This is a genomic window from Campylobacter lari (assembly GCF_900638335.1).
In the GTDB taxonomy this organism is placed as follows: domain Bacteria; phylum Campylobacterota; class Campylobacteria; order Campylobacterales; family Campylobacteraceae; genus Campylobacter_D; species Campylobacter_D lari_E.
On sequence record NZ_LR134508.1, the window covers coordinates 25,326 to 50,317 of the forward strand.

General features: G+C 31.2%; 28 protein-coding genes. 16 read left to right on the forward strand and 12 right to left on the reverse strand.

Annotated elements, in window-relative coordinates:
* The first annotated feature begins 1 nt into the window (after nt 1).
* The 3 genes from rlmN to EL235_RS00150 are packed head-to-tail and all read left to right on the forward strand — an operon-like array spanning nt 2 to nt 2,179.
* The gene (rlmN, locus tag EL235_RS00145) at nt 2-1,072 is read left to right on the forward strand and encodes a dual-specificity RNA methyltransferase RlmN (protein WP_039625012.1); all 1,071 of its coding nucleotides are present in this window, start codon (nt 2-4) and stop codon (nt 1,070-1,072) included.
* Nucleotides 1,069-1,179 (forward strand): hypothetical protein, encoded by a 111-nt coding sequence (locus tag EL235_RS07940; protein ID WP_232017392.1) that lies wholly within the window; start codon nt 1,069-1,071, stop codon nt 1,177-1,179. Before rlmN ends, EL235_RS07940 begins: the two co-directional genes overlap by 4 nt.
* Complete coding sequence (locus tag EL235_RS00150; protein ID WP_126340564.1) at nt 1,169-2,179, forward strand: radical SAM family protein; 1,011 nt, start codon at nt 1,169-1,171, stop codon at nt 2,177-2,179. Before EL235_RS07940 ends, EL235_RS00150 begins: the two co-directional genes overlap by 11 nt.
* Here the strand turns inward: EL235_RS00150 and EL235_RS00155 are convergent.
* Nucleotides 2,176-3,078, reverse strand: coding sequence for an RluA family pseudouridine synthase (locus EL235_RS00155; RefSeq protein WP_126340565.1), 903 nt, complete (start codon nt 3,076-3,078; stop codon nt 2,176-2,178). The two genes, EL235_RS00150 and EL235_RS00155, sit on opposite strands and share 4 nt — an antisense overlap.
* Before the next feature lie 79 nt (nt 3,079-3,157).
* Here EL235_RS00155 and purB point away from each other — a divergent pair, with 79 nt between their 5' ends.
* The 7 genes from purB to EL235_RS00190 all read left to right on the forward strand — a co-directional run bounded on the left by purB (nt 3,158) and on the right by EL235_RS00190 (nt 13,244).
* On the forward strand, nt 3,158-4,486 hold the full coding sequence (purB, locus tag EL235_RS00160) for an adenylosuccinate lyase (protein ID WP_126340566.1): 1,329 nt from the start codon (nt 3,158-3,160) through the stop codon (nt 4,484-4,486).
* Nucleotides 4,487-4,503: 17 nt separating this feature from the next.
* Nucleotides 4,504-6,879 carry an aerobic ribonucleoside-diphosphate reductase Ia, B1 protein subunit NrdA gene (locus EL235_RS00165; RefSeq protein WP_039625020.1) on the forward strand — a complete coding sequence of 792 codons (2,376 nt, stop codon included), beginning with the start codon at nt 4,504-4,506 and terminating at the stop codon, nt 6,877-6,879.
* Between the two features lie 15 nt (nt 6,880-6,894).
* The gene (locus EL235_RS00170) at nt 6,895-8,880 is read left to right on the forward strand and encodes an OPT family oligopeptide transporter (RefSeq protein WP_126340567.1); all 1,986 of its coding nucleotides are present in this window, start codon (nt 6,895-6,897) and stop codon (nt 8,878-8,880) included.
* On the forward strand, nt 8,877-9,683 hold the full coding sequence (locus EL235_RS00175) for an undecaprenyl-diphosphate phosphatase (protein WP_114639897.1): 807 nt from the start codon (nt 8,877-8,879) through the stop codon (nt 9,681-9,683). Before EL235_RS00170 ends, EL235_RS00175 begins: the two co-directional genes overlap by 4 nt.
* Nucleotides 9,684-9,789: 106 nt before the next feature.
* Nucleotides 9,790-11,601, forward strand: coding sequence for a threonine--tRNA ligase (gene thrS / locus EL235_RS00180; protein WP_114640749.1), 1,812 nt, complete (start codon nt 9,790-9,792; stop codon nt 11,599-11,601).
* Entirely contained in the window at nt 11,598-12,119 is a 522-nt protein-coding gene (infC, locus tag EL235_RS00185) for a translation initiation factor IF-3 (protein WP_039625026.1), read from the forward strand. The genes thrS and infC overlap by 4 nt, the downstream gene beginning before the upstream one ends.
* A gap of 33 nt (nt 12,120-12,152) precedes the next feature.
* Nucleotides 12,153-13,244, forward strand: coding sequence for a DNA adenine methylase (locus EL235_RS00190; protein WP_126340568.1), 1,092 nt, complete (start codon nt 12,153-12,155; stop codon nt 13,242-13,244).
* Here EL235_RS00190 and EL235_RS00195 read toward each other — a convergent pair.
* The 7 genes from EL235_RS00195 to EL235_RS00225 form a co-directional block, all read right to left on the reverse strand.
* A complete protein-coding gene (locus EL235_RS00195) occupies nt 13,241-14,107 on the reverse strand; it encodes a helix-turn-helix transcriptional regulator (protein ID WP_126340569.1) in 867 nt (288 codons plus the stop codon). The genes EL235_RS00190 and EL235_RS00195 overlap by 4 nt on opposite strands.
* A gap of 16 nt (nt 14,108-14,123) precedes the next feature.
* Nucleotides 14,124-14,429 carry a hypothetical protein gene (locus tag EL235_RS00200; protein WP_039625032.1) on the reverse strand — a complete coding sequence of 102 codons (306 nt, stop codon included), beginning with the start codon at nt 14,427-14,429 and terminating at the stop codon, nt 14,124-14,126.
* Nucleotides 14,423-14,824, reverse strand: a complete 402-nt coding sequence (locus tag EL235_RS00205; RefSeq protein WP_126340570.1) for a hypothetical protein — start codon at nt 14,822-14,824, stop codon at nt 14,423-14,425. Before EL235_RS00205 ends, EL235_RS00200 begins: the two co-directional genes overlap by 7 nt.
* Nucleotides 14,825-14,833: 9 nt before the next feature.
* Nucleotides 14,834-16,744 (reverse strand): hypothetical protein, encoded by a 1,911-nt coding sequence (locus EL235_RS00210; protein WP_126340571.1) that lies wholly within the window; start codon nt 16,742-16,744, stop codon nt 14,834-14,836.
* Between the two features lie 41 nt (nt 16,745-16,785).
* On the reverse strand, nt 16,786-17,784 hold the full coding sequence (locus tag EL235_RS00215) for a hypothetical protein (RefSeq protein WP_197719676.1): 999 nt from the start codon (nt 17,782-17,784) through the stop codon (nt 16,786-16,788).
* Nucleotide 17,785: 1 nt separating this feature from the next.
* Entirely contained in the window at nt 17,786-18,094 is a 309-nt protein-coding gene (locus EL235_RS00220; RefSeq protein WP_197719683.1) for a YkgJ family cysteine cluster protein, read from the reverse strand.
* 69 nt (nt 18,095-18,163) lie between these two features.
* Nucleotides 18,164-18,385: a hypothetical protein gene (locus EL235_RS00225; RefSeq protein ID WP_126340572.1), complete on the reverse strand. Its 222-nt coding sequence runs from the start codon at nt 18,383-18,385 to the stop codon at nt 18,164-18,166.
* 149 nt (nt 18,386-18,534) lie between these two features.
* On the opposite strand from EL235_RS00225, the gene rpmI reads away from it, so the two are divergent.
* The 3 genes from rpmI to EL235_RS00240 all read left to right on the forward strand — a co-directional run bounded on the left by rpmI (nt 18,535) and on the right by EL235_RS00240 (nt 20,070).
* Complete coding sequence (gene rpmI / locus EL235_RS00230) at nt 18,535-18,726, forward strand: 50S ribosomal protein L35 (RefSeq protein ID WP_039617094.1); 192 nt, start codon at nt 18,535-18,537, stop codon at nt 18,724-18,726.
* A gap of 98 nt (nt 18,727-18,824) precedes the next feature.
* Nucleotides 18,825-19,178 carry a 50S ribosomal protein L20 gene (gene rplT, locus EL235_RS00235; protein ID WP_039617097.1) on the forward strand — a complete coding sequence of 118 codons (354 nt, stop codon included), beginning with the start codon at nt 18,825-18,827 and terminating at the stop codon, nt 19,176-19,178.
* Nucleotides 19,156-20,070 carry a DNA ligase gene (locus EL235_RS00240; RefSeq protein WP_126340573.1) on the forward strand — a complete coding sequence of 305 codons (915 nt, stop codon included), beginning with the start codon at nt 19,156-19,158 and terminating at the stop codon, nt 20,068-20,070. The genes rplT and EL235_RS00240 overlap by 23 nt, the downstream gene beginning before the upstream one ends.
* A 3-nt stretch (nt 20,071-20,073) precedes the next feature.
* Here the strand turns inward: EL235_RS00240 and EL235_RS00245 are convergent, their stop codons facing one another.
* Genes EL235_RS00245 through EL235_RS00255 form a run of 3 tightly spaced genes read right to left on the reverse strand, consistent with a single transcriptional unit; the run spans nt 20,074 to nt 22,455 of the window.
* Nucleotides 20,074-20,883, reverse strand: a complete 810-nt coding sequence (locus EL235_RS00245; protein ID WP_126340574.1) for a metal ABC transporter permease — start codon at nt 20,881-20,883, stop codon at nt 20,074-20,076.
* A complete protein-coding gene (locus tag EL235_RS00250; RefSeq protein WP_126340575.1) occupies nt 20,876-21,625 on the reverse strand; it encodes a metal ABC transporter ATP-binding protein in 750 nt (249 codons plus the stop codon). Before EL235_RS00250 ends, EL235_RS00245 begins: the two co-directional genes overlap by 8 nt.
* Nucleotides 21,622-22,455, reverse strand: coding sequence for a metal ABC transporter solute-binding protein, Zn/Mn family (locus EL235_RS00255; RefSeq protein ID WP_126340576.1), 834 nt, complete (start codon nt 22,453-22,455; stop codon nt 21,622-21,624). Before EL235_RS00255 ends, EL235_RS00250 begins: the two co-directional genes overlap by 4 nt.
* A gap of 59 nt (nt 22,456-22,514) precedes the next feature.
* On the opposite strand from EL235_RS00255, the gene EL235_RS00260 reads away from it, so the two are divergent.
* Genes EL235_RS00260 through EL235_RS00270 form a run of 3 tightly spaced genes read left to right on the forward strand, consistent with a single transcriptional unit; the run spans nt 22,515 to nt 24,006 of the window.
* A complete protein-coding gene (locus EL235_RS00260) occupies nt 22,515-23,213 on the forward strand; it encodes a class I SAM-dependent methyltransferase (RefSeq protein ID WP_126340577.1) in 699 nt (232 codons plus the stop codon).
* 38 nt (nt 23,214-23,251) lie between these two features.
* Nucleotides 23,252-23,629, forward strand: a complete 378-nt coding sequence (locus EL235_RS00265; RefSeq protein WP_047207843.1) for a TM2 domain-containing protein — start codon at nt 23,252-23,254, stop codon at nt 23,627-23,629.
* A gap of 8 nt (nt 23,630-23,637) precedes the next feature.
* Nucleotides 23,638-24,006 (forward strand): TM2 domain-containing protein, encoded by a 369-nt coding sequence (locus EL235_RS00270; RefSeq protein ID WP_039627667.1) that lies wholly within the window; start codon nt 23,638-23,640, stop codon nt 24,004-24,006.
* On the opposite strand, the gene pyrC is transcribed toward EL235_RS00270, so the two are convergent.
* Entirely contained in the window at nt 23,990-24,985 is a 996-nt protein-coding gene (pyrC, locus tag EL235_RS00275) for a dihydroorotase (RefSeq protein ID WP_126340578.1), read from the reverse strand. The two genes, EL235_RS00270 and pyrC, sit on opposite strands and share 17 nt — an antisense overlap.
* Between the last annotated feature and the right edge of the window lie 7 nt (nt 24,986-24,992).

Sequence of the window (24,992 nt, forward strand, 5' to 3'; positions counted from 1 at the left end):
ATTGAGTGAATTAAAAAATATATTAGATTTTACTAAAGAAGAATTGGAAAATTTAGTCCAGCCAAAATTTAGAGCAAAGCAAATTTTTGAATGGATATATAAAAAATATGTAGATGATTTTTTACAAATGTCATCTTTGCCAAAAGATTTTAGAGCGCACTTGCAAGAAAATTTTCATTTTTCACCTCTAAAATGTGTGAAAGATGAAAAAAGCAAAGATGGTAGTATAAAATATCTTTTTGAACTTTTAGATGGTAAAAAAATCGAAGCTGTTTTGCTACCAATGAAAGAAGAACTTGTAGATGAAAATGGAAAAATCATCAAACATGCAAGATATACCATTTGTGTTTCCTCACAAGTGGGGTGTAAAAGTGGGTGTAGTTTTTGTCTGACTGCTAAAGGCGGTTTGAAAAGAAATTTAAGCGCAGGGGAGATAGTAGGACAAATTTTATGGATCAAAAAACATAACAACATACCTTATGAAAGAAGGGTTAATATAGTCTATATGGGTATGGGTGAGCCTTTGGATAATCTTAAAAATGTTTCTAAGGCAGTTAGAATTTTAGCAGATAATGATGCTTTGGCAATAAGCCCTAGAAGACAAACTATAAGTACAAGTGGTTTAGCAAAGCAGATCAAAGATCTTGGAGAAATGAATTTAGGTGTGCTTTTGGCTATTTCGCTCCATGCAGTTAATGATGAGCTTAGAAGTGAATTAATGCCTATTAATAAAGCTTATAATATAGCAAGTATTATGGAAGCAGTGAGAAATTTTCCTATAGATCAGCGTAAAAGAGTGATGTTTGAATACCTTTTAATCGATGGGATAAATGATAAAATAGAACATGCAAAAGAGCTAGTCAAACTTTTAAATGGTATAAAAGCCAAAGTAAATTTAATACTTTTTAATCCACATGAAGGAAGTTTATATAAAAGACCAAGCGTTGAAAATGCGGTTAAATTTCAAGATTATTTAAGTGCAAAAGGTGTTACTTGTACGATAAGAGAAAGTAAAGGGCTTGATATTTCAGCTGCATGCGGACAGCTTAAAGAAAGGCAGAGTAAACAATGACTTTTTTAGATATAGCTCAAATTATTTTTATAAGCATAGTGGTGATCATAGGACTTGGTGGAATTATTTATGTATTAGAAAATGAAGGGAAAAATAATGGTAGATAAAAAACAATTGTTAGAAAATCAATTATTTCAAAATAGATATATAAAGCCAAATATTTCTTGGTATTTTTCGTATTTAAATGGTAAAAGAGGAATTGCTAGAATTTTTAAAGTTCCTTATGCTGCTTTGATGAAAAAATTTTATTTGAAAAAATACTTTGAAAAGAGGGTTTTGGAAGGTAAGGTAGATATTCCTTATTTAGAATTAGTTTTAACTACAAGATGTACTTTGCGCTGTGAGTCATGCAATAATTTGATGCAATATTTTTCACCATCAAATCAATATACCTGTACTTTAGAGGGTATTATAGAATCATTAGATCTACTTTTATCTAAGGTGGACTCTATTGCAAGAGTTAGAATTATAGGTGGAGAACCTTTGTTGTTTAAAGATTTACCACAACTAATTGATTATTTAGATGCTCAAAAGAAAATACTAACTTTTGATATTTTAACTAATGCTACTATCGATTTTAAAGAAGATCTGATTTTGAGATTTAAAAAATCAAAAAAAGCAAGAAAAATAAGTATTTCAGATTATAGAAAATCACCAAATTTAAAAATACCTTTAAAGCAGGAGAGTATTTTAAGCAAACTTAAGCAAAACAATATAGCATTTTCTTATAACACAATAGATTATTGGTATGATATAGATAAAATTTACAAGCGCGGTAGAAGCAAAGAAGATATAATTAAAAATTATTATAATTGTCAGATGTCATGTGTAAGTTTGATGACATCTGAGGGTTTAGAAAATAAACAATTAGCACCTAAAGGAGCCATTTTTGTTTGCCCTATATCAAGTTCCTTATCTCGTTTAAAAGGACTTGAAGAATTTAATGGTGATTTTTTAAATTTAGTGGATTCTAAAGAAAGATTTTTTGAATTTTATTCTCAAGATTTTTATAAATCTTGTGATTATTGTAGAGATTTTAGTCAGCCTATCAAAAAAATTCCAATTGCAATACAAACAGATAAAGTTTTAAAATTAGAAAAAGACTAAGGTAGATTTTTCAAAAATTCATCTTTTATATCTTTTTGAGATTGTATCAAAAATTTTTGATTTTTATATGTAAATTCTAAGCTAAAAGAGTGCAAAAGTAGTCTTTTAGCACCTGTGATTTGAGCTCTTTCGATATCACTCATTTTTCCATCTAAGATTTGCTCTATTTGTGTTTTTTCTAAACCATATAAAGGCTCACCTAAAATTTTATGTTTCACATGAAACAAATGTAGTCTTATTTGGTGTTGTCTTCCTGTTAGAGGTTTGGCTAAAACTAAACTAGCATCTAAATTTTCAAAATATTCTAAAGTGTAAAATTGTGTTAAAGCTTCTTTGCCATTCTCACAAATATGCATTCTAGTTTTTACTGCATCATAGTCTTTAGCTAAATCCATGCTTTTATCTACTATAAATTCTTTTCCGGTTTTTCCTTTTACTAGTGCAAGATAGCTTTTTTGCACTAATCTTTTTTCAAACATGGTTTTTAACTCAATTTGTGCATTTTTATGTTTAGCTATGAGCAAAAGCCCGCTTGTTTCTTTATCTAATCTATGAGCCACGCAAGCTTTTTCACCCCATAAATGCCAAATTTCATCACAAAGACTATAAGCACAATTGCGTCCATTAGGATGAGTTAGCACACCGCTTGGTTTTTCTACGATAGCAAAACCTTCATTTTCATAAACTATTTCCAATCCTTTAGGATTATTTTCATATACGATTAATTCCACTAAACCATCTAAAAATTTGTTTTTTTCTTCTACCAAATTTCCATTACAAAATAGTCTTTTTTTGTCAATGAGTTTTTGTGCTTCACACATAGAAATTTTTAACTCATCCATAAGTAGTCTAAATGCCTTTTTTCCATTATTTGATAGTTTCTTTTTTATATATGCCATTTAATAACTTTCTTAGGTAATTTATAATAAAATTCAAGCTATTTTTTCATAAAAAATTATATAAAAAAAGGTCTTGAAAATGGTTGAAAGATATAGCAGAGAAATCATGGCTAAAAAATGGGACATGCAAGCAAAATATGATGCATGGTTAAAAGTAGAATTAGCTGCTGTGAAAGCGTGGAATAAACTTGGTCTCATTAAAGATGATGATTGTGAAAAAATTATAAAAAATGCAAAATTTGACATAGCAAGAATAGATGAGATAGAAAAAACTACCAAGCATGATGTTATCGCTTTTTTAACTAGCGTGAGTGAAAGTTTGGGCGAGGAAAGTCGTTTTGTGCATTATGCAATGACAAGTTCAGATTGTATTGATACTGCAGTTGCTTTGCAGATTAAAGATAGTTTAGAACTAATCTTGCAAGATTTAGATCAAGTTTTAGCAGCGATTAAAACAAGAGCATATGAGCATAAAAATACCTTAATGGTAGGAAGAAGTCATGGAATTCATGGAGAGCCTATAACTTTTGGTTTGGTTTTGGCTATTTGGTATGATTCGCTAGTTCATGCAAAAGATTTAATCATTCACGCAAAAGAAGTGATAAGCTATGGAAAAATCAGCGGTGCTATGGGAAATTTTGCTCATGCTCCGCTTGAATTTGAAGAAGAAGTTTGTAAAAACTTAGATCTTAAGCCAGCGCCCGTTTCAAATCAAGTTATACAAAGAGATCGCTACGTACAGGTTATCTCGGCTTTAGCTATTTTAGCTTCAAGTTGTGAGCAAATTGCCGTTGCGATCCGCCATTTTCAAAGAACAGAAGTATATGAAGCTGAAGAGTATTTTTCTCAAGGACAAAAAGGAAGTTCAGCTATGCCGCATAAAAGAAATCCTGTTTTGAGTGAAAATATAACTGGTCTTTGTAGAATGATAAGAGCTTATGTAACACCTGCTTTAGAAAATGTAGCATTGTGGCATGAAAGAGATATATCACATTCTAGTGTAGAAAGATTTGTATTACCTGATGCTTTTATCACTACCGATTTTATGCTTTCAAGATTATGTGGTGTGATAGAAAAGCTTTTGGTGTATCCAGAAAATATGATGAAAAATTTAAATTTAACTGGAGGGCTTGTATTTTCTCAAAGAGTATTGCTTGAACTTCCATTTAAAGGTATAAGTAGAGAAGAAGCTTACAAGATCGTTCAAAGAAATGCTATGAAGGTTTGGGCTGATTTGCAAAATGGTAAGCCTGCTTTAAATGAAAAAGGTGAGAGTTTGTTTTTATTAGCTTTATTAGCTGATGAGGATTTGAAAAAGTCTTTAAGTGAAGCAGATATTAGAAATTGTTTTGATTATAATTACTATACAAAGAACGTAGATAAAATTTTTGAAAGAACTTTTAAATAATAAATTAGGGGTTGTGAGTGAAAGTATTAAAAAGAAATGGTAGAACTGAAGAGTTAGATGTTTCTAAGATTAAAAAATATACCACTGATGCGGTGGCAAATTTGGAAAATGTTAGCCAAAGTGAGCTTGAAGTAGATGCAAAAATTCAATTTCGTGATGGTATAACAACAGAAGAAATTCAACAAACTCTTATAAAAACAGCAGTAGATAAGATAGATATTGATAGGCCTAATTGGACCTTTGTTGCTGCAAGATTGTTTTTATATGATTTATATAAAAAAGTAAGTGGTTATAATGGATATAAACATTTAAGAGAATACCTTGAAAAAGGTGAAAAAGAAGGTAGGATTTTAATTGGCTTAAAAGAAAAATATGATTTAGATGATCTTAATGCTTATATCAAGCCAGAGCGTGATTTGCAATTTACCTATCTTGGTATAAAAACTTTATATGATAGATATTTGATTAAAGATTCTAAAGGTATGCCTATAGAATTACCACAGCAAATGTTTATGGCTATTGCGATGTTTTTAGCGCAAAATGAGTTAGATTCTCAAACTTGGGCTAAGAAATTTTATGACTTAATCTCGACTTTTGAAGTAATGCTTGCAACTCCAACCCTTTCAAATGCAAGAACTACAAGACACCAGTTAAGCTCATGTTATATAGGAAGCACACCCGATAACATAGAAGGGATTTTTGATTCTTATCAAGAAATGGCGCTTTTATCTAAATTTGGTGGCGGTATAGGCTGGGATTGGTCTAAGGTGCGTGCTATGGGAGGAAGTATAGATGGGCATAAAAATGCAGCAGGTGGGATCATACCATTTTTAAAAATCACCAACGATATAGCCGTTGCTGTTGATCAACTTGGTACTAGAAAAGGTGCAATTGCAGTTTATATTGAACCTTGGCATATGGATATTAATGACTTTTTAGATTTGCGTAAAAACTCAGGCGAGGAAAGAAGAAGAGCGCATGAGCTTTTTCCTGCTTTGTGGATCAATGATTTATTTATGAAAAGAGTAAGGACAAATGACAAATGGACGCTTTTTGATCCTGCTGATACAGCAAGTTTGTGTGATTTATACGGTGAAGAATTTGAGAAAAAATATGAAGAATTTGAAAAAGATGAAAGCATAGCTAAAGAAATTGTTGATGCAAAAGAGCTTTGGAAAAAAATACTTTTATCTTATTTTGAAACAGGTATGCCATTTTTATGTTTTAAAGATAGCGCAAATAAAACAAATCCAAATTCACATGTAGGGATTATAAGAAGTTCGAATTTATGTACAGAAATTTTTCAAAATACAGATCCAAATTATTATCAAGTCAAAATTGTATTTGATGATAAAACAGAACTTCATTTAGACGAGGATGAAGAGCTTATAATAGATGGAGGATACAAAAAACTTGCTAAGAAAGTTTCTACTTTAGATAGCATTAATGGCAAAAAAGTTTATATAGTAGAAAAATATAAAAACGAAGGAAAAACTGCAGTTTGTAATCTGGCAAGTGTAAATTTGAGCAAAATTAACACTAAAGAAGACATTCAAAGAGTAGTACCAACGGCCATAAGAATGCTTGATAATGTGATTGATTTAAATTTTTATCCTCACGTAAAGGTTAAAAATACCAATCTGAAATCACGTGCTATAGGGCTTGGTGTAATGGGTGAAGCACAAATGTTGGCTGAAGCTCAAATTTATTGGGGTTCTAATGAACATTTTGAAAAAATTGACCATATTATGGAGATGATCAGTTATGAAGCTATTTTAGCTAGTTCAAATTTAGCTTTAGAAAAAGGAAGCTATCCTGATTTTGAAGGCTCAAATTGGAGTAAAGGTATAGTACCAATTGATGTAGCAAATGAAAATGCTAAAAAACTTACCGCGAGTGAGGGGTTGTTTGATCAAAGTGAGTGTGATTGGGAAAAATTAAGAGAAAAACTAAAAAGAGATGGTATAAGAAATGGTTATTTAATGGCCATAGCGCCAACTTCTTCTATCTCTATTTTAGTGGGTACTACTCAAACAATTGAGCCTGTATATAAAAGAAAATGGTTTGAGCAAAACTTAAGCGGTATGATACCAACTGTGGTGCCAAATTTAAGTGCTAATACTTGGCAGTATTATACCCCTGCTTATGAGCTTGATCAAAAAATCTTAGTAAAAGCAGCAGCAATTCGTGGTAAATGGATTGATCAAGGTCAATCATTAAATATTTTTGTTTCTTTAGATAAAGCAAGCGGTGGATATTTAAATGAAATTTATCAACTTGCTTGGGAATTAGGTGTTAAATCAACTTATTATCTAAGAAGTGAAAGTCCTGATAGTCAAAAAGTAAATGATGATGTGGTTGATAGAACTATAGAATGTGAAGGTTGTCAATAAAAATGGAGAAACAAAATGCATACAAAAAACTCACTACCGGAGCTTACGCTTAGGGGTATAATACTAGGAAGTATTTTAACGATTATTTTTACCGCCTCAAATGTATATTTGGGGCTTAAAGTCGGTCTTACTTTTTCTACTTCTATTCCTGCCGTTGTGATTGCAATGGCTGTTTTAAAAATCTTTAAAGACTCTAATATTTTAGAAAATAATATGGTTCAAACTCAAGTTTCAGCCGCAGGTACACTTTCGGCTGTGATTTTTGTTATACCAGGTCTTTTTATGTGTGGGTATTGGTTTGAATTCCCACTTTGGCTTACTTTTATGCTCTGTCTTTGCGGGGGTGGATTAGGCGTGCTTTTTACTATACCTTTGCGTAGAGCTATGGTAGTGGAGAGTAAATTAGCTTATCCTGAAGGAAGAGCTGCTGCTGAAATTTTAAAAGTGGCCAATAAAGATCAAGCTGATAAAAAAGGAAAAGTAGGCTTAAAAGAAATCACACTTGGCGTGGCTTTTGCTTCTGTAATAAGTCTTTTTTCAAGCGGTTTTAAACTACTTTCAAGTGGAAGTAGTTTTGCATTCATTTGGCAAAAAATGACTTTTGGTTTTTCTATGGGTTATTCAGTGGCGCTTTTGGGTGCTGGATACTTAGTAGGTATAGCAGGAGGTGTTGCATTGCTTGCGGGTATGGTGCTTGCTTGGATGGTTTTTGTGCCATATTTTTCTATTAAAGAAAGTTTTGATACTAGTTTAAGTGCACTTGATATAGCTAATCAAATTTGGGCTCAAAAAGTGCGTTTAATAGGTACAGGAGCTATTGCTATAGCAGCATTATGGACTCTAATAGAACTTGCAAAGCCTGTTTATGATGGTATGAAAAATATGCTTAAAAAAACTTCATTAAACCTCTCACAAGATCCTAAAGATATGGATTTGTCTTTAAAAGCTATGCTAGGTTTATTTGTACTTATGTGTATAGGCTTGTTTATTTCATTTTACGCTTTTGTGGCTGATTCAAATTTGGCAAGTGGCTACCAAATTCTTTTTGCTTTGGTAGGAACTTTAGTAGCTATTTTTATAGGCTTTTTTGTAGCTTCTGCTTGCGGATATATGGCAGGTTTAGTGGGTTCATCATCTTCTCCTATTTCAGGTATAGGATTAATTGGGATTATGATTTCTTCTTTGATTATTTTACTTTTGGGTTATCAAGTAGATTTATTTAACGATCCTTTGATGTCTAAATTTGCCATCGCTTTTGCTATATTTACTACTAGTGTTATTTTAGCAACTGCTGCTATTTCTAATGATAATTTGCAAGATTTAAAAACTGGCTATTTAGTGGGTGCAACTCCTTGGAAGCAACAAGTTTCTTTGATTATAGGTTGTGTGTTTGGTGCTTTAGCTATAGCTCCTGTTTTAAATTTATTATATCAAGCTTATGGTTTTGTAGGTGCAATGCCAAGAGAGGGAATGGATGAGGCAAATGCACTTGCTGCACCACAAGCAAATTTGATGAGTACTATAGCACAAGGCATTTTTAACGCTAATATCGATTGGAGTTATATTATAGCAGGTGCTTTTGTAGGTGTTGGTATAATCATCATCGATCGTTTATTAAGAAAGAAAAATATGTCTTTACCACCTTTAGCTGTGGGTATAGGTATATATTTACCACCTGCTGTTAATATGCCTTTGTTTGTAGGTGGATTATTGGCATATTTAATCAAAAAGCGTTTGGAGCAAAGATATGCTAAAAATGCACATAAAAAAGAACTCATTCAAGAGCATGAGCAAAAAGGAACCTTGTTTGCCTCTGGTTTGATAGTAGGTGAGAGTTTGTTTGGAGTGTTAATAGCTGGTTTAACTGTACTTTCTATTAGTAGAGGTGGGGCTGAAGATCCACTTGCTATTGTAACTTCATTTAAAGATGAAGGGGTTATAGGCTTTGTAGTTTTTGTAGCGATTATGCTAATTTTTGCAAGAAGAGTACTTAAAAAATGAATTTAGATTATTATTATGCTTTGATTTTAGGAATTATCGAAGGTTTGACAGAATTTTTACCTATTTCATCTACTGGGCATATGATTTTAGGTGCTGAAATTTTAGGTTTAAAGATAGATGATTTTTGGAGAAGTTTTTTCATCATCATTCAGCTTGGTTCTATACTAGCAGTGATTTTTATTTTTAAAGAAAAACTAACTCAAAAACTTGATATTTGGTTAAAACTTGCTGTGGGTTTTTTGCCTGCAGGCGGGGTAGGTTTTATAGCATATAAGTTTTTAAAAGAAATATTTAATGGTTATACCGTGGCTACTATGTTAATTATTGGCGGGATTATTTTTATTATCATAGAACTTAAACATAGAAAAAAAGACTATACAATCCACTCTTTAGATGAGGTAAGCTACAAACAAGCTTTTTTGATAGGTTTAACCCAAGCTCTTGCTATCATACCGGGTACTTCAAGAAGCGGAGCAAGTATCATAGGTGGATTATTGCTTGGGCTTGATCGTAAAGTTGCTTCTGAATTTTCGTTTTTACTTGCAATTCCTACCATGATTATTGCAACAGCTTATAGTATTTATAAAGAACCACAGGTTTTAAGCAATATGAATAATTTCATTCCTTTAGCCATAGGTTTTATAACGGCTTTTGTAGTGGCTTTTGTAGTAATTAAAATATTTTTAAAATTAATCAGCAAGATAAACTTTATACCTTTTGGAATTTATAGGATAATTTTAGGTTTTGTATTTTTATACCTTTTTATGAGCGGTGCTTTAGATATATCAAGAACGGGTGTTTGAAATATAAAAATATCCTTTATTTAAAAAAAGTTTAAGTTTTTCATAGCTAAAATTAGTCTTATATTTTAATTTAAGCTCACAAGGTTAGTGAGTGTTAAGGGTAGAAATGACAAAAGATATAATTGCATATGCAAATAATGAAACTTTGATAGATACTCAAAGTTTTAATAATGACACAAATTTAACTCCGATTTATTTTGATAACTCTAAAGAAAGCTTAGAAGTTATCCGCCACTCTTGTGCGCATTTAATGGCTCAAGCGATTAAAAGTTTATATCCAGAGGCTAAATTTTTCGTAGGGCCTGTGATAGAAGATGGGTTTTATTATGATTTTAGAGTTGATAGTAAGATTTCAGAAGAAGATTTAAATAAAATCGAAAAGAAAATGAAAGAACTAGCAGAAGCAAAGCTAGACATCACAAAATACGAACTCTCAAAGACTGAGGTTAAAGAAAAATTTGCTAATGATGATTTAAAACAAGAAGTTTTACTAAGAATCCCTGATGGAAAAGTAAGTATTTATAAGCAAGGCGAATTTGAAGATTTATGCCGTGGACCCCATGTGCCAAATACTAGATATTTAAGATTTTTCAAGCTTACTCGAGTAGCAGGAGCGTATTTAGGCGGTGATGAAAAAAGAGAAATGCTTACAAGAATTTATGGCACTGCTTTTGCAGATAAAGAAAGTTTAAATGAATATCTAAAAATCATAGAAGAAGCTAAAAAAAGAGATCATAGAAAACTTGGCAATGAAATGAAACTTTTTGCCTTTGATGATGAAATAGGTGGTGGGCTTCCTATATGGCTTAGCAATGGTGCAAAATTAAGAAGTAAATTAGAGCATTTATTATATAAAGCACATAGATTAAGAGGCTACGAACCTGTACGTGGACCTGAGCTTTTAAAAGCTGATGCGTGGAAAATTAGTGGGCATTATGCAAACTATAAAGAAAATATGTATTTTACGCAAATTGATGAGCAAGAATACGGCATTAAGCCGATGAATTGTGTAGGACATATTAAAATTTATCAAAGTGATGTTAGAAGTTATCGTGATTTACCTTTGAAATTTTTTGAATACGGCGTGGTACACCGCCATGAAAAAAGTGGAGTTTTACACGGGCTTTTTAGGGTAAGAGAATTTACTCAAGATGACGCGCATATTTTTTGTATGCCAAGTCAGATAAAAGAACAAGTTTTAGAAATTTTAAGCTTTGTTGATACTTTGATGAAGGCTTTTGAGTTTGATTATGAAATGGAAATTTCAACACGCCCAGCAAAAGCAATAGGTGATGATGAAATTTGGGATATAGCTACAAAGGCTTTAAAAGAAGCTTTAGATGAACAAGGTTTAAAATATGGCATTGATGAGGGCGGTGGAGCTTTCTATGGTCCAAAAATCGACATCAAAATCACTGATGCGCTAAAAAGAAAATGGCAGTGTGGAACTATACAAGTAGATTTTAACTTGCCAAGTCGTTTCAAACTTGAATACACAGACGCAGATAATGAGAAAAAACAACCTGTAATGCTTCACCGTGCTATTTTGGGTTCTTTTGAGAGATTTATAGGAATTTTAGTAGAGCATTGTGCGGGTGAATTGCCGTTTTTCATAGCACCAACTCAAGTAGCTATAGTGCCTATTTCACAAAATCATCACGAGTATGCAAAAGGAATAGCAAGAAAACTTTTAGAACTTGGTATTGATAGTGAAGTGTATAATAAAAATGAAAGCTTAAATAAAAAAATCCGCACTGCTGAAAAAGCACATGTGCCTATGATACTTGTTTTAGGTGATGAAGAAGTAGCAAATCAAAGTGTGGCTTTAAGAGATAGAAGAGCAAAAGAACAAAAAACAATGACTTTAGATGAGTTTATAACCCTAACAAAGGAGAAATTAAGTGAGGTACGCTTTTGAGTAAAGAAAAAGAAGTATTGCTAAATGAAGAAATTCAAGCAGATGAAATCAGATGTATAGGTGATGATGGCAAGGTTTATGGTATTATTAGTAGTGATGAAGCACTAGATATAGCAAATAGACTAGGACTTGATTTGGTGATGATAGCTCCCGAAGCCAAGCCACCTGTATGCAAGATAATGGACTATGGAAAATTCCGTTATCAGCAAGAAAAGAAGCAAAAAGAAGCGAAGAAAAAGCAAAAAGTTATTGATATAAAAGAAATCAAACTTTCTGTGAAAATTGCTCAAAATGATATTAATTATAAAGTCAAACATGCAAGTGAGTTTTTAGAGCAAGGCAAGCATGTAAAATTTAGAGTGTTTTTAAAAGGTCGTGAGATAGGCTCTCCTGAAGCAGGGATAGTTTTGCTTGAAAAAATTTGGCAAATGGTTGAAGATATAGCAGATAGAGATAAAGAGCCTTTGCTTGAAGGACGCTATGTAAATATGCTAGTAACTCCTAAAAAGAAAAAATAGTCACAAGCCTTTTAAGGCTTGTATTTTAAACTTATGCTAGAAGAAAATCCGCAATTTTTAAAAGAACAAATCATAACTTATCTTGGCAATAAAAGATCCTTGCTTGAGTTTTTAAATCAAGGCTTTAAATTTGCACAAAATGAGCTTAAAAAAGACAAATTTAGTTTTTGTGATGTATTTAGTGGCTCTGGGGTAGTTTCGCGTTTTGTGAGGCCTTATGCGAGTTTTATCATGGCGAATGATTTGGAAGATTATTCTAAAATCATCAATGAGTGTTATTTAAGCAATCAAAATGCACAATTTTTACAAGAATTACAAAAATATTATGATTTTTTAATTTCTGATTTAAAACTTAAAAAAGGCTTTATAAGTAAGCTTTATGCGCCAAATGATGATGAATATATCCAAAAGAATGAAAGAGTTTTCTACACGCTTAAAAATGCTATGTATTTAGATTCTATGCGAGAAAAAATTTCAAGCCTGCCAAGTAATATACAAAAATACTTCATCGCGCCGCTTATCTATGAAGCAAGTGTGCATGCGAATACAAGTGGGGTTTTTAAAGGTTTTTATAAAGATAAAAATGGAGTGGGAAAATTTGGAGGAAATGGAGCAAATGCGCTTAGTCGTATAAAGGGTGATATAGCTTTAAAAATGCCTGTTTTTTCAAATTTTATTTGTAAGTATGAGGTTTTTCAAAAAGATGCAAATGTTTTAGCTAAAGAGCTTGATAGCTTTGATGTGGCGTATTTAGATCCACCTTATAATCAGCACCCTTATGGATCAAATTATTTTATGTTAAATTTAATCGCTAATTATAAAAAGCCAAAGGAAATTTCAAAGGTTTCTGGTATACCAAAAGACTGGAACCGCAGTGCTTTTAACAAAGAAAAAAAAGCCGAAGATGCTTTGTTTGATTTGATAAATGATTTAAAAGCTAAGATTGTGTTGCTTTCTTATAATTGTGAGGGTTTTGTAAAAAAAGAAAATTTCACAAAAAGACTTCAAAATCTTGGAGAATGCTTTGTGCTTGAGCAAAAGTATAATGCCTTTAGAGCTAGTAGAAACCTTTCTAAACGCTCTATGCATATACAAGAACAACTCTATGTATTAAAAAAACGCTAATCTTGCATGTATGCGTTTAATTGCTCAAAAAGCTTTTCTTTTAAAGCAATAGGTTTGTTTATTTTAATATATGGTATCCAATATCTTATCAAATTTAAAAGCTCATCATCATAAGTATAAAATGCCTTGATATAAATGAAATTCTCATCCTCATTTATAAATTCGTATTTAGCAAGGGCATTTTTTCTTAAGAAATATTCTTTAGCTTTTTTATCAAGTTTTAAAATAGCTTCTTTGTTTTCTTTGCTAATCCAGTTACTTTGATCTTTTTGAATTTGTTTTAAAAACTTTTCTTTCGGGGTAAAAATTTCTTTCTTTTCTACTCTTAGTTGTGTGATTTTAGAAAAAGTAAAGGTTTTTAAAGTATCGTTTTCATCTGCTAAAAGATACCATATGTGGTCAATATTAATGAGTTTGTATGGATTTGCTTTTCTGTATTTTTCTTTGTAGTAAAAGCTAATGGGATATTTTGCTATGATAGCTGCGCTTAGTTCTTCAAAAACTTCTCTATTAAGTGTTTCATAGCTTTGGGTTTTGACTAAAAAAGCTTTATTGATTTTTTCATTAAGCAAGTCGTTTAAAAACTCTTTATCTAAACTAGGATAAAGCCTACCTATACCGCTTAAAATAGCAAAATTTTGTATATCTTTAAAGCTTAATTTTCCTAAAACATAGCCTTCTAAAAAGTATTTTCCATTTTCTTTTTTTATAGGGATAAAAGCAAGGCGTTCGTGCAAGTCTCTTTGTATGGTGCGAATACTGACATTAAATTCTTGTGCAAGCTCTTCTAAGCTAAAACGCTCGCCATTGTTTAAACACTGCAGTATAGAAACTAAACGCGTAGAAAGCTTGTCTTTTTCCATATACAACCTTTTTTGTTTATTTTAGCAAATCTTTGATGTTTTGTTTGATTGTTTTTGGATCATTTTCATAGGTAGTTAAAAGTTCTTGAATAAGCTTTAAAAAATCATCAAAATCATCAGGGTTTTCTTTTTTAAATTTAAGCACTCTATCTAGGATGATAAAAGCAGCTTCGGTTTTATCATTTTCTTTTTCATAAAGCTCTTTTAGCTCTAAAGCAAACTTAGTGTAAGTATAAGCTTGCTTTGGCTTTGAGATGATATCAAAGATGTTTGATTTATAGCTAAAAAGCAATGAAAAAAGTTGAGGTAGTTTGTTTAGCATGGTTTTTTTCTATTAATAGAGGCGTCTTTATTTGTAAAAGGAATCTGTACCCAAGAATGTTGTATATCGCCCAAACGCTCTTTTCCGCATTGAGAGCATTTTTCTATTGTCTGACATCTTTCATTTTTTCTTACTTTTTCAAATTTGTGATATGTTTCAAATTCTCTGTACTGACAATAAATACATTCTTCATAACCTCTGCAAGAGTATGGATCTGTTATAACTCTTTCTGCAAGGTTGTGATTGTATTTACTGATATATTCATTACAGTCAGGGCATGTTTTTGAAAGATAGCATCGAGGTTTTTCTTCTTCATTGTTATAAGTTCCTCCGTGCCAACCAATTCCGTATTTTGCACTAATTGCTATAGATTTTAAAGTATCTAAAAATCCCATTTTTTCCTTTTATATTTTTAAATTTTCATTGCTAAACATAAAATCATCAAATTCTTTTCGTGTTTTAAATAAATCATCAACACCAAATTTTTCTGCAAGTTTTATAATAGATTGATTTGCTTGTGTATAGTTACTGTTATTTAAAGCGGTTTGTAATTCTTGAAAACTCATATTGTTAGTATTTTTTAAATCACACATATAATCATCTATGAAAATCTGCAAAGTTCCTTGGTTTTCTATCATTTTAGGCATGATTTTATCAAAAACCATTTCAACTTCTTCTCTTCTTGCTTTAGCTAAATTCGCTTTAGCAAAAATTGCAACAAAGCTATTTATTGTTATTTCAACAGTTTTAGAAAATAAAACTACAGCTAATGAACAAATGAAAATGGATATTCCTATGGATAAAATTTGAGCTAATTGACTTCCACCTAATGCTTGACAAATTTGTTCTTCTAAGGCAATTGCAAATATAGTCATGATGGCTGAAAACAAAGATTTTAATATCACTTTTATAAGTTCACCAAAACTTTTAATTTTACCAGTTATATAAGCATATATTGCATTCCATATAGATTTTAAACTACTTCTTAAATTTTTCCACAAAGCTTTTAAGTGCCCACCAATTCTTTTAAAATATTGCGAAGCAATTCCAACAATAACATCTACAATACCATAGCTAGCTCCTCTTATAAAAGCATCTTTCCCGCTTTCAATTACTCTTGATAACAAACGCTTAAATCTTACTTCAAAATCCTCATGTTCTTTTTTTATAAATTCGCTTTTAAGTTCAGCTATAACACCACTTGCAAATGTACTAAGAACAACAACACCAGCATCACTAGCTCCAGTTTGAAAAACATTTATAGCAGCTTGTTTTGCTTGAATAATATATACTTCTTTTAAGGCCTTATCTTTGTCTGTATGGTTTGTAGGTTCGTTTTTCTTTAAATGATTAAAAATCTCTTTCTTTGTCTCAAGTTCTTTTTTTAAAGACTCTTTTTCTTCTTCGGATGCTTTTTCTATAGTGCTTTCTAATTTTTCTATCTCTTTTTGTGCATTTTCGTATATTTTTTTATTGACTACAATATAATCTATTTCTCCATTTTTAATTTTATTAAAATCATCTTCATGTTTTTTGCTAAATATATCATCACTTTTTTTGATAGTAATAGTTTTATCTTTGCTTTCTTCTTGTATATAGCCAGCTTTTTCTCTCTCATTGCCTTGAGTAAGAAAAGAAAATTTGCTTTTATATTCTTGAAGTTTTTTTTCTAAAGAAGCTTGTTTTTCTTCAGGGGCTTTTTCTATAGCACTTTCTAACTTTTCTATTTCTTTTTGCGCCCTTTCGTAAGTTTCTTTATCAGTTTTAACATAGTCTAAATTTCCATTTTTAATCGCTTCAAAATATTTATTATATTTTTTTCCAAATATACTATCATTAACAGCTTTTAATTGTTCTGTTTTAGCTATTTCACCTTTTTCGTTTAAAGTTACGGTATCTACTATAGTATGATTTGTTTTGGTTAAGTTGTCTAGATTGGCATTGTTTGTCAAATTTTTAATTTCTTCATCGCTATAATTTGCCAAAATTGTTTCTTTTTTGTATAGATCAACATTTTCTCCTTTGAAGACTTTGCTTATTTCGGCAAGCTCATCTGTTGTGAAGCTTCTATTTTTATTTTTATTATATGCATTGTTGATGTTTTCTTTACCAACTTCTAGTGTTTCCAAAAATTGACCAAAACCATTTGGGTTGTTGCCATGTTGTTGCGTAGCTTTTTGCATATTTGTTGTAAGTTTTGCACTTTCCATATAGGCTTCATATGAGTTGACATTAAATATATTGATGGGTAATCTTGCTAAACTTTGTGTCCCTAGTTCTTCTAGTAATTCATCAAACAATGATACGGTATTCATGATATCTTCCTTATTTTAAAAGCGGAAATTCCGCTTTTAATTTAAATAGTTTGTATTTCTTTATTTAAATTTTGTGCTATTTGGACAGCTTTTTTAAATTCTTTATTTACTATTCCATCTTCGGTCAGTACATTTACTTTACAGATACCACTAATTGCTTTTACTAAATTGACAATAAATTGAGTATATGTTTTTTCATCATCAGTAAATTTAGAATAATCATTTTCTCTTATAATCATTAATTTAAAAGTTTGTAATTCTTTAATTAAAATTTCATCTAAATTTTGTATAGCTATAAGAGATTCATTTGCAATAGAACCGATTGCTGTTGTTGCAATTCTTGCAGTATCCATTTCACTTGCTGCTGCTTTTGCTTTATGTAGGTTACTTTTTGCTTCGTCCAAAGCTTGCTCTCCAACTTTAGAATATAAAAATCCTCCAACTGCTAAAACAGGTGCAGCTACTATACCACCTAAAACAGCCATTCCACCAGCCATTCCAAATCCACCTGCAGCTAGGCTACCTCCTCCAAGCCATGCTAAAGTAGCATTAGTAGCTGCTGCGCCACTTAGTGTAGAAATCAAAGTTCCAGTAGAAGCGCTTGCAAGTAATCCAACACTACCATAAGCTCCAAGACCAGCTAAAGCCCCAGCACCAAGAGATGCTATCCCACCCGTAGCTAATTTTGTAAAGTCAATTACACTTTCTTTGGTAAATTCTATAAATTCATTAATATTAAATTTTAAATCATCTTTAGAAAAATCACTACTTTCTACATTTTTAAGTTTAGAAAAAATATCAATAAACTCTTTGAGAGAATTTTGATGAATATGTAGCTTTGCATGCCCTAAATTTTCCAAAGCTTGTTCAGCATTTTTTCTAGCTACATCTAAATTTTCTTTTGCATAATCAAAAATTGCCTTGGCATCATTATCTAACTCTTCTGCTGCGCATTTATCTTGATAACCATCGTATGCTTTTTTAGCACCAAATACACCTGCTGCTAAAGCTAATCCGCCTAAAATAAATGGAACTGCCATTTTAAATCTCCTTTGTTATTAAATTTATTTTGTATTTTTTATCTAGTTTCAATTTATCTTGCAATAAATTACATATTTTTATATTTTCGTTATAAAAATCCTTTTTACTCATAGTGGCTTTAAAATATTTATTGTAAAAATCTTCCACTCTGCATACCAAGGGTCTTTCGTTGTAAATTTTACAAGAATTATCTTCTTGTAAATTAATGCAAACACCATTTATATTAAAGTGTTTCAACTCTTCAATGCCATTAATATTTTTACAACATGCCCCACATGAAGTGCAAGGAAAATTATGTTTTAATATTATTTAACCCTCCTTATTATTTTTTTATGCTAATTATATCAATACCCCCCCCCCGTATTGTCAAGGTTTTGTTTAGTATTGTTTGCTTTTAATTATCCTTGCAAGTACTACTACGCCTGCTAAAATTAGCACATAAGAAACCACTACATTTATAAGTCCGTATTTTTCTATTAAAAATAAACTTGGTAATATAACGCACCACACTACAAATATAAATAAAGCCCAAAAGGCTCCACAGACAATAGCCCATATAGCAGTAGCTATCATAGCTATAACACCGACTATTATTGCCATTTGACTCCTTTATTGGATTTTATAAAATTAATAAAATCATATTAAACCTTTGTGACAGGTTGTGTCATATAAAAATTTAATTTTTCTAAAGCATAGTTGTAGTAAAATAATAGCTTTCTTTTATGAAAAAATTGATCCAAAGGATACACATGCCAAAAATGAAAAGCGTTAAAAGTGCTGTTAAACGCTTCAAAGTAGGTAAAAATAAAATCAAAAGAGGCGCTGCTTATAGAAGCCACATTTTGACTAAAAAACCTGCTAAAAGAATGCGCGATCTTCGCACTTCTAAGTATGTTCACTCAACCAATGTTAAAGCGGTTGAAAAAATGTTAGGAATTTAAGCTCGCTTAAATTTAGTTTTTGACGAAAGTCATTCAAACTCCCCTTATTTTAAAGGGCAAGATTCGTTTAACGAACGCCAATTTGTGAAAGGATAAATATGGCAAGAGTAAAAACAGGTGTTGTAAGACGCCGCAGACATAAAAAAGTTTTAAAACTTGCGCGTGGTTTTTATAGTGGTCGCCGCAAACACTTTAGAAAAGCTAAAGAACAATTAGAAAGAAGTTTGGTTTATGCGTATCGTGATAGACGCCGCAAAAAACGTGATTTCCGTCGTCTTTGGATAGTACGTATCAATGCAGCTTGCAGACTAAATGATATTAGTTATTCAAGATTTATAAATGGTCTTAAAAAAGCAGGCATTGAGCTTGATAGAAAAATCTTAGCTGATTTAGCGATGAATGACGCAGCTGCTTTTGCTAAAATAGCAGATGCTGCTAAAAAAGCACTTTAATCATATTACAAGGCTTTTTATAAGCCTTGTTTTTCTCTTTACTCTCTTTTTAAATCCTCTTTTTGCTAAAGATATTTTACTTTTTAAAGTTTATGATGAAAAAGTGTTTAAAGATATAAATTTAAGCCATTATCTCATGAGCGAAAAGCTCGATGGCGTAAGAGGACTTTGGAGCGGTAAGTCTATGCAAACAAGAGCAGGAAATACTATAAAACTTCCTTTATTTTTCACAAAAAACTTTCCTAAATTTGAGTTAGATGGAGAACTTTGGATAAAAAGAGCTTCTTTTGAAGAAATTTCATCTTTAATACGCCAAGAAAATCCCGATGAAAAGCTTTGGCAAAAAGTAAGTTATAATGTCTTTGATGTGCCAAATGCTTGCGAGGAATTTAAACTTGATCCTTGTACTTTAGAAGCAAGATTAGAAGTTTTAAAAAAGTATCTAGCTAAAAACTCAAATGATTTTATAAAAATCATCCCACAAATTCGCATTAAAGATAAAAATCATTTAAAGCAGTTTTACCAAGATATCATTTCGCATAAAGGCGAGGGCGTGATCATAAGATTAAACAACGCACCTTATGAAAAGAAAAGATCAAACAATGCTTTTAAGTTAAAACCTTTTGATGATACAGAATGTGTTGTAAAAAAGCATTTTGAAGGTAAAGGAAAATTTGAAGGTAAAATGGGATCTTTGCTTTGTGAAGCAGTGATTGAGGGTAAAAAAGTAAGTTTTAAGATAGGTTCAGGTTTTAAAGAAAGAGATCGCTTAAACCCTCCACTAATTGGTGCTATCATCACTTTTAAATACAATGGCTTAACCAAAAATGGCAAGCCAAAATTTGCTAGTTTTTTAAGAGTACATGAAAATAGTATTTTAAAGCAAAAGTAAATTTTAACTTTTCTTTAAAAAAGCGCTAAAGCAAAGATAAAGCACAAAAGCTATACAAGCGCTAGCTATGATACAAGCTCCACTTGCAAGGTTATAATAAAAACTCACAAAAAGTCCTATCACACAAAAACTTATACTCAAAAGCGTAGAGATGATCATCATTTGACCAAGCTTTTTAGAAAAACTCTCAGCAATAAATGCAGGTATGCTAAGCAAAGCTATCACAAGTATAAGTCCTACTACTTTGATACTTATAACGATACAAAAAGCCATCATCGCGATTAAAAGATAATGAAAAAGATTAGTTTTAACCCCTCTTAAGTTTGCAAATTCTTTATCAAAGCTTAGAATTTCAAATTGGCGGTAAAAAAGCAATACTAAAATGATAAAAATCACATCAATCACTGCAAATAAAACTATATCTTGTGTAGGTACAGACAAAATGCTACCAAACAAATACCCCATTAAATCACCATTATACCCAGGGGTTAAGTCTATGAGTATGATACCAACAGCCATTCCAAAAGCCCATATAACTCCGACTATATTATCACTTCTAAAAGGATATTTTTGCACTAAAAATGCTACAAGCAAGGCTAAAAAAAGAGTAAATAAACTCGTGCTAACAAGTACTGGCAAACCAAAATAAAATGCTATACCTATACCCCCAAAAGCCCCATGCGTAATGCCTCCTGCCATAGAGCTTAAGCGGTTGATCATGATCAAAGTCCCCATAATCCCACAAGCAATACTAGTTAAAAATGCAGCCAAAAAAGCATTTTGTATAAAAGAGCTAGATAAAAGTTCAAGCATGGTTTTTTCCTTCACAGCAACACTGCTCCAAGCTAAGCTCCACATCACAAAAATGCGTGTGATTTTGGCTTAAATGTGCTAGTAAATGTGCCTTTTTTTCAGGGGTGTTTTCATGTAAGAATAATTCTTTATTTAAATATGCGATTTTATTTGCATAAGCTAAGCTTACATTTAAATCATGGCATATTACTATCACACCAACCCCACTTTCGTGTAATTTTTTCAAAAGCTCAAAAATCTGCACTGAGCCTTTAGTATCTATACTTGCAGTAGGCTCATCAAGGATTAAAAGCTTGCATTCACTTGCTAGAGCTCTTGCTATATAAACTCTTTGTCTTTGGCCTCCGCTTAGTTCGCTGATTTTTTTATCCCAAAAATTTCTCATACCTACTTTTTCTAATGCTAGTAAGGCTTGTTCTTGATCTTTTTTGGTATAAAAACCAAAGAATTTTTTATCCACCCTACCCATCATCACCACTTCTAGCACGCGTACTGGAAAGTTTGGATTAGCTAAAGTATTTTGTGGGACATAACCTATATCTTTTAAACTCAATCCCTCAAAGTTTATATTTTTATGGCTATTTAGTAAGCCTAGTATGAGTTTTAAAAGTGTAGATTTGCCCCCGCCATTTGGTCCTACTATGGCTAAAAAGTCTTTGCTTTCATAGTTTAGGTTGATATTTTTTAAAACCTCATCTTGATTATAGGAAAAGTTTAAATTTTTAATATTGATTTTTATCATTGTAAAGCACTTGCTATATTTTTTGCGTCTTTTAAAAGCTCATTTTTATAATCACTTGGCAAATGATCAAGTTCTATGATTTTAAGATTATAATTACTCGCCATAGCTTTAATGGTGTTGTTATTAGCTTCTTTTGGTATAAAAATAGCTTTTATTCGCTCTTTTTGTATGAGTTTTGTAAGCTTGGCTAAGTCTTTTGGCTTAGGTTCTTTTCCTTCTATTTCTATAGGAATTTGGCTTAGATGATATCTTTTTGTAAAATACCCCCAAGATGGATGATAGACTAAAAAATATTTATTTTTTGTGTGTTTAAACAAGGCTTGTATTTGTAGATTTAATTCATCAAGTTCTTTTAAAAAACTTTCTAAATTTTGCTCGTAAAATGCTTTATTTTGTGGGTATTGTTCTATAAGTGCTAGGGCGATATTTTTAGCATGAGTTTTTGCTAAAAGCGGATCAAGCCATGTGTGAGGGTCATCTCCATGATGGTGTCCTTCGTGAGCATGCTCCTGCAAAGGTATAAAATCAATACCATTTTGAGTAGAGATGATTTTGGTATTTTTGAGATTATCTTTAAGTTTTAAAATCCAAATTTTTTCAAATTCTAAATTTGCTGTGAAGTAAATATCGCTTTTTTCAAGCTTTAAAATGCCGCTTGGCTTAAATTCGAAAGTATGTTCATTCGCATTAGGTGGTATGACTATATTAACATCTAAAGTCTCTTTGGCAATTTGCTTTATAAAGTAAGCTTGTGGGGCTATACTAACACTTACCAAATCTTTGGCATATATACTTAAAAATGAAATTAAACACAAAAACAATACACGCATAATTTTCCTTCTAAAAACAAAAAAATATTATACTATATTAGAAAAAATAAGGAGTGAAGATGAATTTATGGAATAAAAAAGCAAAAAGCTATACAAGGTATAATCATAGTTTAAACGAAATTCAAAAAGCTACTTTTGCAAAACTTGGATCCTTGCAAGGTAAAAGCGTGGTGGATATAGGTTGTGGGAGCGGTGTTTGGACTTTGCATTTAGCACAAAAAGCAAAAAGTGTTTTGGGTGTAGACAGCTCTAGTGCTATGCTTGAAATTTTACAAGAAGATGCAAAAACTCATGCTATATCAAATGTAAAAACTTTAAATTTAGATTTTGAAAACTTTTATAAAAACAATAACACGAAATTTGACTTAGCCTTTTTGAGTATGTCTCCTGCTTTACAAAATGAAAAAGACTATAAAGCTTTTTTAAGCTTAGCTTCTAAAAAGGTGTATTTAGGCTGGGCAAGTAGGCGTAAAAGTAGCTTTTTAGATCCTATATTTGAGCATTTTAACACGCATTTTAAAGGTTTTTATGAAAGTGATTTGCAAAGTTTTTTAAATGCGCAAAATATCCCTTATGAGTATGAAATTTTTAACGAAACTAGAGTGGTAAAAAGAGACAAGCAAAGTGCGATAGAAAATGCTTTGTGGCATTTGAGCATGAATGGTATTAATGCAAATAAACAAGAGCTAGAAAGCTTTGTAAAAGATGAGGTAGAAGAGATTATAGAAGCAAATATTAAAATTTTATTCATAGAATAAATATATTATTCTATGAAAATAAATATAAAGGAAATATAATGGATGCAAATTCTGTATTTTTGTCTCTTAAAGATAAAACCCCATCAAACAAATGGAGTGAATTACAACAAAAATTATCTAATGCATCAGAGGAAGCTTTATCTCAAATTGCTTTAACGCCTTTAAAAAGTAATATAGTTGCTTTGGTTATAGGTATTTTCTTTGGATGGTGCGGTGCAGATAGATTTTATATTGGTGATAAAAAAATTGCTTTTGCTAAGATTGCTTTATTTGTTTTTATTGTTGTGGTTGTAACAGTAACACAAATTGATACTTTAAGATTGATTATTACTCTATATGTTTTGGTGGATTTATATTTTGTATGGAAAGAAACCAAAAAGAGAAACTTATCAAAAATTTATAGTATTTTGGATTGATAATTAAGATGTTTTTGCTTTATCTTAAAGATAAAATTCCTGCAAATAAACTATCTTTTATTGAAGAACAATTAAAGCATATTTCGGAAGATAAGCTTCAAAAACTTAATTTAGTTAAGTTAAAAAATGCCGAGCTTGGTTTAATCTTAAGCATTACTTTTGGTTCTTGCGGGGTTGATAGATTTTATAAAGGTGATTGGCTTCTTGGTTGTGCTAAATTATCGCTTCTGTTTTTGTATGTTGTATTTAATACCCCTATAGATGTTATTTGTGTATTTGTGGTTTTATTTTGGTATATTGCTGATATTTTTTTGGTGTTTTTTGGTATAAAAAAAGATAATTTTAAAAAGATTATTGGTTTTATGAAAGAGTCATAAAACCAATATTTTTTCCTGCCATAAATGGCACTACATCGCCGTATTTTTGTGCTACTTGCCATTCTTGTTTTTCTAAAGTGATGATTTTGTTTTTTTCAAATTTAAGGTTATGGATTTTACAAGCATTATCTGAAATAAATTTCTGTAAATTTGCTTCATTTGAGTGTTTTTCAAAAAGTTCAGCTAACACAGGTAAAATCACCGGCGCACTAAATACGCCAGCTGCACAACCACAGCATTCTTTAGTATGCAATGGATGAGGCGCGCTATCGCTTCCAAATATAGCCTTTTCATAGCCACTAAAAGCAAGCTCACATAAAGCATCTTTGTCTTCATAGCGTTTTGCAATAGGTTTACAAAATAAATGCGGATCCATCTTGCCACCTACTACATCATCAAGCGTTATCATTAAATGGTGTAAAGTGATAGTTGCGTATAAATTTTCATAATCTTTTAATAAATCACATAAAACCTTAGTGGTAATATGTTCCATTACAATTTTTAATTTTGGAAAGTTTTTAGCTAGTTTTTCATAGATTTTAGCAAAATTTGCTTCTCTATCCATTACAAAATCATTGGTTTCGCCATGCACAAGCAAAGGTATGTTTAATTCACTCATAGCGTTTAGCGTAGGTTTTAACTTTTCTATATCAAAACTTGAAATTCCATTATCTGAGTTGGTAGTTATACCTGCAGGGTAAAGCTTGATAGCAAAAAGCTCATCTTTAGCTTTTTCTAAAAATTTCTCATCATAGTTTTTAAAAAATAAGGTCATCAAGGGTATAAAATCTTCATTATTACATGCTTTTAAAATGCGTTCTTTATAAGCTTTGAGTGCAATTATTTCAGTAAGTGGGGTAATTAAATTTGGCATGATAACCCCTGCCTTAAAGTCTTTTGCGCTAAATGGAGCTACAAGTTCAAGCATACTTTCATCGCGTAAATGTAAATGCATATCCAAAGGGTTTTTAAGTGTCATTTTATCT